The organism is Actinomyces urinae (assembly GCF_900119695.1).
Classification (GTDB): Bacteria; Actinomycetota; Actinomycetes; order Actinomycetales; family Actinomycetaceae; genus Gleimia; species Gleimia urinae.
Window position 1 is genome coordinate 1,637,035 of record NZ_LT632547.1, and the last position, 15,591, is coordinate 1,652,625.

Genomic DNA, 15,591 nt, shown 5'->3' on the forward strand with positions numbered 1-15,591 from the left:
TTTCAGACGATGCGGTTTTACAGCACACTTGTGCCGGGCGAATGCGACGAGGAGGTTAACATGAGCCGTCAAGAACGTTTATCTGCGCTTGCGGATATGGTTCTAGCGCGTGGGTCTATCACTGTAGAAGACGCGGTGGAAGAGCTAGGCGTTTCTCCGGCAACTGTTAGGCGCGACCTCTCGACACTCGCTGAACAGCAGCTCATTTCTCGTACAAGGGGAGGGGCGGAAATTAACGCCTCTGCTGGAGAATTACCTCAGCGTTACCGGGCGGTAAGAAAGCCTCAAGAGAAGGCGGATATTTCCGCTGAGGTTTTGAAGCATATTCGGCCCGGAGACGTCGTTGGGTTCAACGGTGGAACGACGACCACGCTCGCTGCTTACGAGCTGGGCGTACTGGTTAGCAGTGATGACGAATTCGCCAATCGCGGAGTAGTTGTGGTCACTAATGCGATCAACATAGCCAATGATCTCGTTATTCGTCCGCGGATTCGCGTGGTCGCAACTGGCGGCACGGTTAGGTCGCGTTCTTACGAACTAATTGGTCCGCTTGCAGATGTGGTCCTGGAACAGATCAATATCGACACCCTTTTCTTGGGCGTAGACGGTATGGATCTAACTGGCGTCTACGCCAATCACGAGGGTGAGGCAAAGGTAAATGCTGCTCTCGTGGCTGCCGCTAGTCGCGTAATAGTCGTGGCGGATTCAACAAAGGTGGGTGAACGCGCGTTCGCACGTATTGCTCCATTGTCGGCTGTCAGCATGTTGATTACGGATCAAGGCGCTGACGAAGCCGTGTTGAAGACGCTTCGTTTGGAAGGCATTGAAGTTATTCAAGTTGGAAATAAGTGACAATAACGAGCTCCAAAGGAGGAAGCTTATGTCCGATATGAGAAAAATACGCAACGCTAGCCTGCTAGCTGCCGGTTTTGCCCTGGCAGCTGGCTCTCTAGCAGCTTGCGGTGACTCTGGCAAAGCCCCGGAGGCAAAAGACGGCGGCGAGCCGATCGAGATTCAGTACATTCACCGCCTTCCCGACGATGAAGGCATGACTAAGGTGGCTGACATTGTAGCTAAGTGGAACGAGGAGCACCCTGACATTCAGGTTACTGCAACCAAGTTCGACGGTGCGGCATCTGATCTGATCCAGAGGATCGAGACGGACGTTAATGCTAACAATGCTCCTTGCCTCGCTCAGGTTGGCTACGGTGAGATCACCCAGCTGTACGTGAAGGGCATGTTGGAGGACGTGACCTCCGAAGCTGAGAAGTACGCTTCGAACTTTGCTGACGGTCCGGTGTCGCTAATGAGCGCTGATGGCAAGTCCTTCGGCCTGCCTCAGGATGTTGGCCCCCTCGTTTACTACTACGACGCGGCTGCATTCGAGGAGCTTGGCCTCGAGGTACCTAAGACTACTGACGAGCTGATCTCAGCGGCTAAGGCTGCTGCTGAGAAGGGTAAGTACATCCTGTCCTTCCAACCGGATGAGTTCGGCAATATGTTCTCCGCTTTTGGCGCTGCTTCGGGTGATTCCTGGTTTACGATCGAGGATGGTTCCTGGAAGGTGGACCTGGGTGGTGAAGGCACCAAGAAGGTTGTTGACACCTGGCAGAAGCTTCTCGACGACGGATCTGTCCTGACCACACCGCGTTGGGATGACGCTTGGTCCGCAAAGGTTGCTGACGGCACCCTTATTGGCACCATCGGTGCTGCTTGGGAAGGCGCCCTCATTGCTCCGGCCGGCGAAGGCTCTCCGAACGCTGGTAAGTGGGCTGTTATTGAGATGCCGGACTGGTTCGGTAACAAAGGCATGACTGGTCCGGACGGTGGCTCTGGCGTTGCAGTTATTAAGGGCTGTGAACACCCGGCTGAGGCTATGGAGTTCAACAACTGGTTCAACACGCAGGTGGATGACCTTGCTACCCAGGGTCTCGTTCTTGCTGCTACCACCGCTACCCCGGCTACTCCGGAGAACTATGCGGGCTTCTTCGCCGGTGGAGAGGATCCGATGAAGGTCTTCGCGGCGGCTAACGAGCACATGAGTGACAAGCTCGTCTACATCCCGGGCTGGCCGGCGGTTTCCGCAGCCACTGCTGAGCCGGCAGCTGCTGCAGCTAATGGCACGGGCACTGTCCAGCAGGTAATCGATATCACGCAAAAGACCGCGATCTCGACCCTGAAGGACCTCGGACTGCCGCTAACCGAGTAGTCGTTCTACGATACTCATCTCTCGCGGCGCCGATAGGTGCACCGCACTTGTCGGCGCCGCGACTATTCCCTTTCAAGGCACCCTGCTTCGGGGTACCCTGCAGTTTTCTTGAACCTTCTGACCTAGGGGCAATTGATGGTTTCCTCAACATTCGGGGCGACAAAGCATACAAATCCAAAGGAACATAAGCGCAGTCAGCGTGAGCGTGAAGAGGCGCGCACCGGCTGGATATTCATGTCTCCTTTTCTGATCCTCTTCGGTCTAGTTTTCGTTTTCCCTATTCTCTACGCGATCTACGCATCTCTAACAACACAACGGGTGACTGGCTCGGGAGCGTTCGGCGGCGGTGAGCGCGAAACCGTTTTTGCTGGCTTTTCGAACTACGCGTTCGTACTCACTTCAACTGACTTCTGGAATGGCATCGGCCGGGTGATTCTCTACACCATTTTGCAGGTTCCGTTCATGATTGGCTTCGCGCTTCTTCTTGCGCTATTGGTTGATTCCTTCATCCTCAAACATATTTCGGGTTTCCGTCTCAGCTACTTTTTGCCTTACGCAATCCCTGGCGTCGCGGCTGCGATCATTTGGGTTTATCTCTACAACCCCACGCTTTCCCCACTGGTGAAATTCCTGCACAGTCTCGGCGTTCCTGTGGACTTCTTCGCCGATGGTTGGAACATTTTGTCGATGGCGAACATTACGACGTGGACATTCACGGGCTACAACATGCTGATCTTCCTCGCGGCCTTGCAAGCGATCCCGCATGACTTGTATGAGGCTGCAAGACTCGACGGTGCAAGTGGTTTCCAGATCGCTACGAAGATCAAGATTCCAAATGTTCGCGGCGCTGCGCTGTTGGCCATGCTTCTTTCGATCGTTGGAACGATCCAGCTGTTCAACGAGCCGCAGATTATGCAGACTGCCGATCCTGGTATTAGCAACGCGTTTACGCCGATGATGATGGCATTGAATACTATGAAGGGCAGTTTGAGCCCCCAAGGTCCGGGTCCTGCATCCGCGATTTCGATTGTTATGGCTCTGATTGCTGGTGTTCTAGCAGTGGGCTACTTCTTGGCTGAAAGGAAGTTGAACAAATGAGCACGGCAGTAGCAACTAAAGCTAAGAACGCCACTAAACCCAAGCGCAGGAAAGAACCGAAGTACGAGCCGCCTAAGTCGATGCACGCATCGACCGGGGTAAGAATCCTTACCATCGCTATTTTGGTACTTTCGTTCATCTACTTCGTTTTTCCAATCTACTGGATGATTGTCACATCAACGAAGACGCCGGGCCAGATTGTTTCTTCTAATGGCCTGTGGTTCGCGGTTCCCTTCTCGGACCTACCGGAGATGATCGCGCGTAACTATGAGAAGCTTATCGGCCTAACCAGGGGATTCTTCTGGCGCTGGGTAGGCAACTCGATCCTTTACTCGACGGTTGCGGCCACGATTGGCACGATCGTGTCAGTGATGGCAGGTTACGCAACGTCTAAGTTTGAGTTCCGCGGCAAGAACTTCACGATCGGTGTGGTTATGGCGGCACTGCTGATGCCTGCCGCCCTTATGACAATCCCGCAGTATGCTATCTTCCAGTCGGTTGGATTGGATAACACCATGTGGTCGATGATCATCCCGGCGTGTGTTTCCCCGTTCGGCTTCTTCCTCGGCCGGGTTTACTCCGATAACTCCGTTCCCAAGGAGCTCCTTGAAGCAGCGCGCATCGACGGTGCAAGTGAAGCGCGGATCTTCTTCACGATTGTTCTGCGCGTACTCGCGCCCGCAATGGTGACAATCTTCCTGTTCATGTTCGTCGCAACGTGGAACAACTTCCTGTTGCCCTTGATGATGATCTCATCGGACTCTTTGAAGCCTGTAACGCTTGGCCTCTATGGCATGATCTCTTACGCTCTGTTTAACGAAAATGGCGTGCTGATGATGGCCGCATTCTTTGGCATCATTCCCGTGATGATCCTGTTCCTCAGCTTGCAGCGCTTCTGGCAGGCCGGCCTTGCCGCTGGTTCGGTGAAGGAGTAGAAGGAAACACTATGTGGCCAAGTGTCGTCCCTAGCTTCGAGGGCGTGCAGTACGCCAGAGGTCGTTGGCCGGTCGATGGTACGCGTAGCGTGCACCTGGACTCGACTAGGGACGATCTGGGCCGTGAAGGTTTCGAACTGATAGTTTCTGCTTCCGAGGCGGTGATTATTGCTGCTTCGCAGGCGGGAGCAGACTACGGCCAGGATGCACTTGAAAACCTGGTAAGGGTTGCAAAACTAGCTGAAGAAAACTCGCTAGACTGCGGGCGTGTGATTTCAACACCCTTTTATAGGGAGAGGGGAGTAACGCTTTCGGCGTCCACGCTTGTTTTTTCGAGGCCGTTCCTGACCGAACTGCTCCGCCTGATGCGTTCGCTGAGGTTGAATCAGCTGTTGCTCGAAGTGAATATTGCCGAAAAAGGATCGCAGTGGCCATACTGGCGTGCAGAAGAAGTGCGTTGGATAGTTGAACAGGCCCGCATTAACCATATTGAGGTTATTCCGCAGGTGAACGCCCCCTCACATATGGAGACATATTTGCGTCACGTGCCCGAGATGGCGCTGGTTCGTGATGGCAAGCCAGATCTGGAGCGCTTGGATTTCACCAGGCCACAGGCACTCGAGTTTTACATGGCGATGGTGGATAAATATGCGGATGTGTTCACGTCCTCGTTGTGGCACATGGGGGCGGATGAGTTTGAACACGCTGGCGTGACTTTTGACGATTTCCCTCAGATTCGTGAGCGTGCACAAGAACTATTGGGGGCTGACGCGCAGCCGCAAGACCTATACGTGCATTTCATTAACGAGGTCGCGCAGCAACTGGCGCAGCGAGGCAAGCGCCTACGCATTTGGAATGACTCTTTGAAACCGACAAAGGTGGCGCTTGCCCAGGACATCGTGGTGGAGTATTGGCAAGATCGTGGGTACCGAGTTGGCGAGCTCCTCGATGCAGGTTTTGAAGTACTGAATGTTTCTGAGCATTTGTACTGGTCGCGTTCTGAAATGATGTGCATGGATCCGGAAGAAAAGTACGTTACGCGTACGGTTGATTCTTTCGCGACGGGGGAGCAGGTATACCACTCTAATGTGCTCGGACTACGCGCATCTATCTGGCCAGATCGGGCGTGGATACAAACCGAGAATGAAGTCATCGAGGAGGTGCGTCCCGGTCTTTCCCTAGTGGCGCAAAATGGCTGGAGCCACACCTACCCATGGCCGCAGTGGAGTGATGCGTTACAGGTAATCGACCAGGTGGTGGTGCAAGAGCAACCAGAATTGCCTGCATTCTTATCTAACAGAATTTGGGAAATACCCGCGTTGAGTGGGATCGGTGAGACATGGCGATTTCTGCCAACACCCGACGGGTATTTTCGTCTGCAACGGGTCACGGACTCTAAGCTCTTGTCGCTTCGATCCGGTAGGTGCATGCTCGGAGTCATCATGGAAGAGGGCGCCGAGCTTGAACTAAGAGACGATGTGGACCCGAGCGGTGTGGAGGCCGCTGCGGCGACGCGGCATACTTTCTCTGAAATTCCGCCGGCGCAAGACGGCAAGCCTTGGAATCAGACGATTCGCGAGGTGGAGAGTGAACTGTACGAATACAACTGTCAAAAATGGCAGGTGACGGTTGCGGGTGAGCCGTCAGGTACGAACGAGGCCACCAATGAGGCGCGGGTGATTATTCGCGCGGCGCTTAGCCAACTTGAACTTTCAGAAGATGAATCGGGTGTCCAAGTTCGCGCTCCCGAAGGCAAAACCATTGATCTAAAGCTTGTGAAGGAGTTACCGTGAAAGGCCGTCTAACTATTCCCACCGATCTTGATGTTGTGCCAGAAACGCTTGAACTTATCGAACGTTGGGGTGCGGATGCTGTGCGCGACGCGGACGGGACAGAGTTCCCTGCACAGTTGCGAGACGTTGATGCGAAGATCTACAAGACTTACTACACCACTCGTAAAGATAACGAGTGGGCAAAAGCGAACCCTGACGAGGTGCAACAGTCATACATCATGACTGCTTTTCATACGGCTGGTGAGCAAGAGTTGCGAATCAAGCTGATGAAGGGAATCAGTCCGGAGCTTATGCAGCCGAACACGCGCGATGACATTAAGCGCTGGTGGGAGGTCGTTGATCGCACCACCGGACAACCGCTTGATCCTGCCGAGTGGTATTACGATGAGGAGTCGGGCGAGGTAGTCATCGCGACGCCTACCGCATACCACGAGTACACTGTGAGTTTCCTGGCGTACTTGATTTGGGATCCAGTGCACATGTACAACGCGGTGGTGAACGAATGGAAGGATTTCGAACACCAGATAACGTTCGATGTGCGTCAGCCCAAAACGCACGCTTGGTCGTTGGAGCGCCTACGTAAGTTCATTAAGCAGAACCCACACGTTGACGTGATCCGGTTCACCACGTTTTTCCACCAGTTCACGCTGGTTTTTGATGAGCTGAAGCGTGAGAAGTACGTGGATTGGTACGGCTATTCGTCGTCGGTAAGCCCTTATATTTTGGAGCAATTCGAAGAAGAGGTCGGCTATAAGTTCCGTCCCGAGTTCATCATCGACCAGGGCTACTACAACAACCAGTACCGTATTCCGTCTAAAGAGTTTCAGGATTTCCAGGCGTTCCAGCGCCGCCAGGTGACGGCATTGGCTCGAGAGATGACAGATATCTGTCACGAGGCCGGCGTTGAGGCAATGATGTTTCTTGGAGACCATTGGATTGGCATGGAGCCATTCATGCCGGAGTTTCAAAATGCTGGTGTTGACGCGGTTGTGGGCTCGGTTGGCAACGGTTCTACGCTGCGCCTCATTTCTGATATTGAGGGCTGTAAGTACACGGAAGGTCGCTTCCTGCCGTACTTCTTCCCAGATTCGTTCTACGAGGGCGCGGATCCGGTTATCGAGGCTAAGGAAAACTGGGTTACCGCGCGCCGCGCGATTTTGCGTAAACCGATTGATCGCATTGGTTATGGCGGATACTTGAAGCTCGCATACCAGTTCCCGAAGTTCGTAGAGTACGTGGAGTCGGTTGCGAACGAGTTCCGTGAACTGTACGCGAACGTTGCGGGTACCACGCCGTTCACGATCAAGACGGTTGCGGTGCTCAACTCTTGGGGCAAGATGCGCGCGTGGGGTAACCACATGGTTCACCATGCGTTATACCAGAAGCAGAACTACTCATACGCAGGCTTGATTGAGGCGCTGTCGGGCGCTCCATTCGATGTCCGCTTCATTTCGTTTGACGATGTGAAGGCGGATGCGTCAGTGCTCGACGACATTGACGTGATTATTAATGTGGGCGATGCTGATACAGCTCACACGGGCGGATTCCGCTGGGAGGATCCACAGATTTCAACGACGATCCGCAAGTTCATTATGAATGGCGGCGGTTTTATTGGCGTGGGTGAGCCTTCAGCACACCAGTATCAGGGACGTTTCTTCCAGCTCGCGGCCGCACTGGGCGTTGAGAAAGAAACTGGCTTCACTCTGAACTACGACAAGTACAACTGGAATGAGTGTCGCGATCACTTCATTTTGGAGGACGTCGAGAGTGACGTTGACTTTGGGGAAGGCAAGAAGTCGGTGTTCGCACTGGAGGGCGCCCAGATTCTAGTGCAACACGATAAGGAAGTGCAGCTGGCGACCAACAGTTATGGCAACGGTAGAACGGTGTACATTTCTGGCTTGCCGTATTCGGCCGAGAACTCCCGCCTGCTGTACCGCGCAATTCTATGGGCGGCGAGTAGCGAGTCGGAATTACATCGATGGTTCTCTTCCAACGTGAACGTAGAGGTACACGCTTACCCGCAAAACGGTAAGTATTGCGCGGTGAATAACACTTACAAACCCCAATTCACCACGATTTACCTAGATGATGGATCTTCATTCGACATCGATATGCAGGCTAACGAGATCCGCTGGTACGAGATCTAATGCGGGAGCGATGAGGGGGACATTTCACAAGCATGTCCCCCTCAGTGTGTGGCCTCATGGCTTTGGCGCCGAGCGCCTAAACCTTAGGCTTTTACCGCTTTTGGTAGACGCCCTTGCGCCAATATTTCGGTTCACACGTCACATTAATCCCTAGGTTCCTGAAGATCCCCTCGTCAACAGAACCTAGGATCGTGGTGGTGTGTACGTCGCAACCTTGGAGCGCTTGTAGTTGTTCGAGGGCGCGGCGCGCATACTCATTGGTGTTTGCTGAAACCGATAGTGCGATGAGTACTTCATCGGTGTGTAGCCGCGGGTTGCGAGACCCAAGGTGCTCCGTTTTTAGCTTTTGAATGGGCTCGATGGATTCGGGCGCAAGCAGGTGCATCTTCGGAGGAATCCCAGCGAGTAGTTTGAGCGCATTTAGGAGCATCGCGGCCGACGGGCCCAGCAGGGCTGACGTTTTACCGGTAACGATGGTTCCGTCCTGCAGTTCGATGGCTGAACCCGGATTCTTAGTTTTGCGCTCAATTTCGAGGGCGGGGCGTACAACGGGTCGGTAGTTGCGGTCTATGCCCAGCTTGCCCATGATGATGGCAATGTGGTCAGATTCGTGACTGTCTGTACCGGCGCGCTTTTCTTCAACGAGCGCCTTGAAGTATCGACGAATGACTTCCTGCTTAGCGGCCTCACGGCATACATCATCGTTGCTGATGCAGCTCCCAACCATGTTCACACCCATGTCGGTTGGCGACTTGTAGGGGCATGACCCGGTGAGCTTTTCAAGCAGCGCCGAGAGTAGCGGGAACACTTCTAGGTCGCGGTTGTAGTTGACCGCTCTCGTGCCATACGCGGCGAGGTGGAAGTGATCGATCATGTTTACATCGTCGAGGTCGGCAGTGGCAGCCTCATACGCCATGTTCACAGGATGGTCGAGTGGAAGATCCCAGATGGGGAAGGTCTCAAACTTGGCGTATCCGGCTTGGTTACCCCGCTGGAATTCGTGGTAAATCTGCGACAGGCACGTGGCAAGCTTGCCCGATCCGGGTCCGGGGGCGGTTACAACGATTACGTCTCGCGAGGTTTCAATAAAATCATTGCGGCCAAATCCCTTGGGTGAGACGATGTGCTCAATGTCTGCCGGATACCCTTTAATGGTGCGATGCCGCGCAACTTTAAGCCCGAGCTTTTCTAGGCGCGTGCGGAACGCTTTCGCTTCCTTGTTTCCCTCATCCATTTGGGTGAGGACGACGTTCTCAACAAGAAAGCCTCGTTCGCGAAACACGTCTATGAGGCGAAGCGCATCCTCCTCATAGGGGATCCCCGTGTCTGCGCGAACCTTGGTATGCTCAAGATTCTTGGCGTTAATCGTAACGAGGATCTCGATGCGGTCTTTAAAGGTCTCGAGCATCGCGATCTTGTTGTCTGGTGTGAAGCCCGGAAGTACTCGAGAGGCATGGAAGTCGTCAAAAAGTTTTCCACCCATTTCAAGGTAGAGCTTCCCGCCGATCTGGTTTCGACGTTCGTTAATGTGCTTCGACTGAAGTTCGATGTATCGCTTGCGGTCAAACCCGAATGGCCGGTGCATAAACTACCTCTCGTGGTGCGGCTGGTGTGCGCCGCTTAGGGGATCACCGCCTTCCTATTCTACTGCACGCGAGGTGGAGTTAATACCCCGTAACCGTGCGGAAAAGTAGGTGTGGTGGGAGTCACCGCGAATAGATTTGACCCCGCAAATCCACGTGTGTAAAGTTTCTATTCGTTGCCCCGCGAAAGCGGAGGAACGAAACCTAGATAGTTTCTAAAACGAAGTCACTAAGTTGACAAGCCGGATAGAAACATTAGACTAGGAAGTCCGGTTAAAAATCCGGAAAGACACCTTAGCGAGAATCCAAAGTATTGAGGGTTCAGCTTCGTGTGGGTGTTGTTTGTGAACTCGATAGTGTGTTTTTTGTTTTGTCCTTATTTTTGTTTTGTTTTGTTTTTGTTTTTTGGTTGGGATCGCTGGGCTGGCCTGGTTTTTTGGGTTGGTTCTGGTTTTTCTCTGTTTTGTTTTTGTTTGGAGAGTTTGATCCTGGCTCAGGACGAACGCTGGCGGCGTGCTTAACACATGCAAGTCGAACGGGATCCAGGGCGTTTTTTACGTTTTGGTGAGAGTGGCGAACGGGTGAGTAACACGTGAGTAACCTGCCCCCTTCTTTTGGATAACCGCATGAAAGTGTGGCTAATACAGGATATTCCGCTTTGGTCGCATGGCTTTGGTGGGAAATGGTTTGGTCTGGTGGGGGATGGGCTCGCGGCCTATCAGCTTGTTGGTGGGGTGATGGCCTACCAAGGCGGTGACGGGTAGCCGGCCTGAGAGGGTGGGCGGTCACACTGGGACTGAGATACGGCCCAGACTCCTACGGGAGGCAGCAGTGGGGGATTTTGCACAATGGGCGCAAGCCTGATGCAGCGACGCCGCGTGAGGGATGGAGGCCTTCGGGTTGTAAACCTCTTTCGCTGGGTTGAAAGGCCATGCTTTGGGTGTGGTTGATTTGAACTGGTAAAGAAGTACCGGCTAACTACGTGCCAGCAGCCGCGGTAATACGTAGGGTACTAGCGTTGTCCGGATTTATTGGGCGTAAAGGGCTTGTAGGTGGTTTGTCGCGTCTGTCGTGAAATCCTGTGGCTTAACCATGGGCTTGCGGTGGGTACGGGCAGGCTTGAGTGCGGTAGGGGAGACTGGAATTCCTGGTGTAGCGGTGGAATGCGCAGATATCAGGAGGAACACCGGTGGCGAAGGCGGGTCTCTGGGCCGTTACTGACACTGAGGAGCGAAAGCGTGGGGAGCGAACAGGATTAGATACCCTGGTAGTCCATGCTGTAAACGTTGGGCACTAGGTGTGGGGGCCGTGTGGTTTCTGCGCCGTAGCTAACGCATTAAGTGTCCCGCCTGGGGAGTACGGCCGCAAGGCTAAAACTCAAAGGAATTGACGGGGACCCGCACAAGCGGCGGAGCATGCGGATTAATTCGATGCAACGCGAAGAACCTTACCAAGGCTTGACATGCACCGGTACAGTGTAGAGATATGCTGGCCTTTTTGGCTGGTGTGCAGGTGGTGCATGGTTGTCGTCAGCTCGTGTCGTGAGATGTTGGGTTAAGTCCCGCAACGAGCGCAACCCTTGTCTCGTGTTGCCAGCATTTGGTTGGGGACTCTCGAGAGACTGCCGGGGTTAACTCGGAGGAAGGTGGGGATGACGTCAAATCATCATGCCCCTTATGTCTTGGGCTTCACGCATGCTACAATGGATGGTACAGAGGGTTGCGATACTGTGAGGTGGAGCTAATCCCTTAAAGCTGTTCTCAGTTCGGATCGTAGTCTGCAACTCGACTACGTGAAGGTGGAGTCGCTAGTAATCGCAGATCAGCAACGCTGCGGTGAATACGTTCTCGGGTCTTGTACACACCGCCCGTCACGTCACGAAAGTTGGTAACACCCGAAGCCCGTGGCCTAACCACGAAAGTGGGGGGAGTGGTCGAAGGTGGGATTGGCGATTGGGACGAAGTCGTAACAAGGTAGCCGTACCGGAAGGTGCGGCTGGATCACCTCCTTTCTAAGGATTTTCTTTTTTTAAGGGCCTGGTTGGTGGTTGTTTCCACTGTTTTTGGTGGTGCTGCCCTCTGGGTTGTTCCTTAGTTTTTTGGATTGTTTTTGCAAGAACAGAACTGTTTTGGGATGAAGCAGGATTTACTCTGGATCAGGTTGCACTGGTTTTGTGTGGTTTGGTTTGGGGGCATGCTGTCGGGTTTATGGCTAACACTGTTGGTCTGGCCCTTCCACTATTCCATTGTTTGTTTGCATTGGCTGTTGGCTGGTGTGTGGTGGTTTGGTGGTTGTGGTTGGGTTGTTGGTGATTTGTATAGTGGTTGCGAGCATCTTTTTTGTTTGTTTTGTTGGGTTTTTTAGTTTTTGTGGGCGTTTGGTGGATGCCTTGGTGCCTAGAGCTGATGAAGGACGTTGTGGCCTGCGATATTCCCTGGGGAGTTGGCGAGCGAGTGTTGATCCGGGGGTTTCCGAATGGGGTAACCTGACAGGTTTTGTGGCCTGTTACCACTGCTTGAATGTATAGGGTGGTGGGGGGAACGTGGGGAAGTGAAACATCTTAGTACCTGCAGGAAGAGATATTCTGTGAGTAGTGGCGAGCGAAAGCGGATGATGGCTAAACTGTGTGCGTGTCAAGGCGGCAGCTGTTGCGCATGTGGGGTTGTTGGGGCGTGTTTTTCCATTCTCTGCCGGGGGTGGGGGTAGTTATAAATGGTTGTGTGGAGCTGAACAGTTTGGGATGGCTGACCGTAGGGCGTGATAGTCGTGTAGGTGGTTCATGCAACTCTGCTTGAGTGTGTTCCCAAGTAGCAGCGGGCTCGTGGAATCTGCTGTGAATCTGCCCAGACCACTGGGTAAGCCTGAATACTTCTAGGTGACCGATAGCGTATAGTACCGTGAGGGAATGGTGAAAAGTACCCCGGGAGGGGAGTGAAATAGTGCCTGAAACCAAGCGCTTTTAAGCCGTCAGAGCCGGTCGGCCCTTTTGGGGTTGTGGTGATGGCGTGCCTATTGAAAAATGAGCCTGCGAGTTAGTGATGCGTGGCGAGGTTAACCCTTGTGGGGTAGTCGTAGCGAAAGCGAGTCTTAAGTGGGCGGCTAGTCGCGTGTTCTAGACCCGAAGCGGGGTGATCTACCCATGGCCAGGTTGAAGCGATTGTAAAAGGTCGTGGAGGACCGTACCCACCTAGGTTGAAAACTGGGGGGATGAGTTGTGGGTAGGGGTGAAAGGCTAATCAAACTCCGTGATAGCTGGTTCTCCCCGAAATGCATTTAGGTGCAGCGTTCTGCGTGTGTTGTTGTGGTGGTAGAGCTACTGGTTGGTTGATGGGCCTTTGTGGTTACTGACGTCAGCTAAACTCCGAATGCCATTGATAATTGCAGGGCAGTGAGACTGCGGGGGATAAGCTTCGTAGTCGAGAGGGAAACAGCCCAGATCATCGGTTAAGGCCCCTAAGGGTGTGCTGAGTGGGAAAGGATGTGGAGTTGCATAGACAACCAGGAGGTTGGCTTAGAAGCAGCCATCCTTGAAAGAGTGCGTAATAGCTCACTGGTCAAGTGATTCCGCGCCGACAATGTAGCGGGGCTTAAGCACACCGCCGAAACCATGGCAGAAGTTTTTTCTGGGTAGGGGAGCGTCCTGATTGGGGTGAAGCAGGCCTGTGAGGGTTTGTGGACTGGTTGGGAGTGAGAATGCAGGCATGAGTAGCGAGTGGTGGGTGAGAATCCCACGCGCCGATTGACTAAGGGTTCCAGGGCAAGGTTTATCCGCCCTGGGTTAGTCGGGTCCTAAGGCGAGGCCGACAGGCGTAGTCGATGGATGACCAGTTGATATTCTGGTACCGGTTTTTTCTTGTCCAGTGCTGACAAAGTTGTGCTAACCAACGCCGTGATGGTGGTGATTCCTTCGGGTTTTGCCTCCTAGTGGTCTTGGGGTCCCTTCTTGGGTAGGCAAGCGTGTTAACAGGGGTGACGCAGTAGGGTAGCTGGTGCTGGCCGGTGGTTGTGCCAGTCTAAGGTTGTGGCCTGCATGCTAGGTAAATCCGGTGTGCTGTCTTTAATGACAAGGGTGAGGGCTGATGGGACTGCCATTTTGTGTGGTGGTTATTGGTGTGCCTGTGCTGTCTAGAAAAGCCTCGACGTTAGAGAAATAACCGCCCGTACCCTAAACCGACTCAGGTAGTTAGGTAGAGTATACTAAGGCGTGCGAGTGAATCATGGTTAAGGAACTCGGCAAAATGCCCCCGTAACTTCGGGATAAGGGGGACCAGGCCCGGACAATACTGTTTTTCTGGTATTTTTGTTTGGGTGTGGTCGCAGTGATTTGGAAGAAGCGACTGTTTACTAAAAACATAGGTGTGTGCGAAGCTGTAAGGCGATGTATACGCACTGACGCCTGCCCGGTGCTGGAAGGTTAAGCGGAAGGCTCAACCCCTGTTGGGGTGAAGGTTTGAAGTTAAGCCCCAGTAAACGGCGGTGGTAACTATAACCATCCTAAGGTAGCGAAATTCCTTGTCGGGTAAGTTCCGACCTGCACGAATGGCGTAACGACTTCTTCGCTGTCTCGACCATGAACTCGGTGAAATTGCATTACGAGTAAAGATGCTCGTTTCGCGCAGCAGGACGGAAAGACCCCGGGACCTTTACTATAGCTTGGTATTGGTAGCCGGTTGTGTTTGTGTAGGATAGGTGGGAGACTGTGAAGCCGCTACGCTAGTGGTGGTGGAGTCGTTGTTGAAATACCACTCTGATATAAACGGTTATCTAACCTTGGTCCGTGATCCGGATTGGGGACAGTGCCTGGTGGGTAGTTTAACTGGGGCGGTTGCCTCCTAAATGGTAACGGAGGCGCTCAAAGGTCTTCTCAGCCTGGTTGGTAATCAGGTGTTGAGTGTAAGTGTAGAAGAAGGCTTGACTGTGACACTGACGGGTGGAGCAGGTGCGAAAGCAGGAACTAGTGATCCGGCCGTGGTTCGTGGAAACGCGGTCGCTCAACGGATAAAAGGTACCCCGGGGATAACAGGCTGATCTTGCCCAAGAGTCCATATCGACGGCATGGTTTGGCACCTCGATGTCGGCTCGTCGCATCCTGGGGCTGGAGTCGGTCCCAAGGGTTGGGCTGTTCGCCCATTAAAGCGGTACGCGAGCTGGGTTTAGAACGTCGTGAGACAGTTCGGTCCCTATCCGCTGCGCGCGTAGGAAACTTGAGAAGGCCTGTCCCTAGTACGAGAGGACCGGGACGGACAAGCCTCTGGTGTGCCAGTTGTACCGCCAGGTGCATGGCTGGTTAGCTACGCTTGGGAAGGATAACCGCTGAAAGCATCTAAGCGGGAAGCCTGCTTCAAGACCAGGTTTCCAACCCCCGTTTGGGGGGAGAGACTCCCAATAGATGATTGGGTTGATAGGCCAGGCGTGTAAGCATGGTAACGTGTTTAGCTTACTGGTACTAATAGTCAACAACTAAAAACAACCAAACAACATGACAAACAGGAATCCTGTTTGCTCGTAACTACTATGCAAACCACTACCAACCCCACACACTCCAAGGCGTGTAAACGCTAACCGCGTGTGTGCAGCGAACACTGCTGGTAAACCATTTTGGTTAATACTAGCGTGTTTGGCAGGTTGGCTGATATTTTTGCGGTGGTCATAGCCACGGGGAAACGCCCAGTATTCCTTTCCGAACCTGGAAGCTAAGCCCGTGAACGCCGATGGTACTGCACCTGGTAGGGTGTGGGAGAGTAGGAAACCACCGCTACCACACTCAATTTGAGGGGGCTGCTAACCAAGCCGGTTAGCAGCCCCCTCAAAACAATTCACCCA

The 15,591-nt window shown here is 53.4% G+C and carries 7 protein-coding genes and 3 rRNA genes; 9 read left to right on the forward strand and 1 reads right to left on the reverse strand.

What is annotated here, in order from left to right:
- Positions 1 to 60 precede the first annotated feature (60 nt).
- The 6 genes from BQ7114_RS08715 (at position 61) to gnpA (ending at position 8,185) form a co-directional block, all read left to right on the forward strand.
- Positions 61 to 852: a DeoR/GlpR family DNA-binding transcription regulator gene (locus BQ7114_RS08715; protein ID WP_072344586.1), complete on the forward strand. Its 792-nt coding sequence runs from the start codon at positions 61 to 63 to the stop codon at positions 850 to 852.
- A gap of 28 nt (positions 853 to 880) precedes the next feature.
- Entirely contained in the window at positions 881 to 2,209 is a 1,329-nt protein-coding gene (locus BQ7114_RS08720) for an ABC transporter substrate-binding protein (protein ID WP_072344590.1), read from the forward strand.
- A 135-nt stretch (positions 2,210 to 2,344) separates the two neighbouring features.
- Positions 2,345 to 3,307, forward strand: coding sequence for a carbohydrate ABC transporter permease (locus tag BQ7114_RS08725; protein ID WP_072344593.1), 963 nt, complete (start codon positions 2,345 to 2,347; stop codon positions 3,305 to 3,307).
- An 80-nt stretch (positions 3,308 to 3,387) separates the two neighbouring features.
- Positions 3,388 to 4,242 (forward strand): carbohydrate ABC transporter permease, encoded by an 855-nt coding sequence (locus tag BQ7114_RS08730; protein WP_230206032.1) that lies wholly within the window; start codon positions 3,388 to 3,390, stop codon positions 4,240 to 4,242.
- Positions 4,243 to 4,253: 11 nt separating this feature from the next.
- Complete coding sequence (locus tag BQ7114_RS08735; protein WP_072344599.1) at positions 4,254 to 6,035, forward strand: family 20 glycosylhydrolase; 1,782 nt, start codon at positions 4,254 to 4,256, stop codon at positions 6,033 to 6,035.
- Positions 6,032 to 8,185, forward strand: a complete 2,154-nt coding sequence (gene gnpA, locus BQ7114_RS08740) for a 1,3-beta-galactosyl-N-acetylhexosamine phosphorylase (protein WP_072344602.1) — start codon at positions 6,032 to 6,034, stop codon at positions 8,183 to 8,185. The genes BQ7114_RS08735 and gnpA overlap by 4 nt, the downstream gene beginning before the upstream one ends.
- A 91-nt stretch (positions 8,186 to 8,276) precedes the next feature.
- On the opposite strand, the gene BQ7114_RS08745 is transcribed toward gnpA, so the two are convergent.
- A complete protein-coding gene (locus tag BQ7114_RS08745) occupies positions 8,277 to 9,770 on the reverse strand; it encodes a DUF1846 domain-containing protein (RefSeq protein ID WP_072344605.1) in 1,494 nt (497 codons plus the stop codon).
- Positions 9,771 to 10,238: 468 nt separating this feature from the next.
- Between BQ7114_RS08745 and BQ7114_RS08750 the strand changes: the two genes are divergently transcribed.
- The 3 genes from BQ7114_RS08750 to rrf all read left to right on the forward strand — a co-directional run bounded on the left by BQ7114_RS08750 (position 10,239) and on the right by rrf (position 15,526).
- Positions 10,239 to 11,779: ribosomal RNA gene (locus BQ7114_RS08750) — 16S ribosomal RNA — on the forward strand.
- A 346-nt stretch (positions 11,780 to 12,125) separates the two neighbouring features.
- Positions 12,126 to 15,237: ribosomal RNA gene (locus BQ7114_RS08755) — 23S ribosomal RNA — on the forward strand.
- Positions 15,238 to 15,407: 170 nt separating this feature from the next.
- A 5S ribosomal RNA gene (gene rrf / locus BQ7114_RS08760) occupies positions 15,408 to 15,526 on the forward strand.
- Together the 16S, 23S and 5S rRNA genes form the textbook arrangement of a ribosomal RNA operon.
- Positions 15,527 to 15,591: the final 65 nt, after the last annotated feature.

Coding starts and splice junctions, on each gene's coding strand:
- BQ7114_RS08715 (WP_072344586.1), top strand. CDS start 61: ATGAGCCGTCAAGAACGTTTATCTGCGCTTGCGGATATGGTTCTAGCG.
- BQ7114_RS08720 (WP_072344590.1), top strand. CDS start 881: ATGTCCGATATGAGAAAAATACGCAACGCTAGCCTGCTAGCTGCCGGT.
- BQ7114_RS08725 (WP_072344593.1), top strand. CDS start 2,345: ATGGTTTCCTCAACATTCGGGGCGACAAAGCATACAAATCCAAAGGAA.
- BQ7114_RS08730 (WP_230206032.1), top strand. CDS start 3,388: ATGCACGCATCGACCGGGGTAAGAATCCTTACCATCGCTATTTTGGTA.
- BQ7114_RS08735 (WP_072344599.1), top strand. CDS start 4,254: ATGTGGCCAAGTGTCGTCCCTAGCTTCGAGGGCGTGCAGTACGCCAGA.
- BQ7114_RS08745 (WP_072344605.1), bottom strand. CDS start 9,770: ATGCACCGGCCATTCGGGTTTGACCGCAAGCGATACATCGAACTTCAG.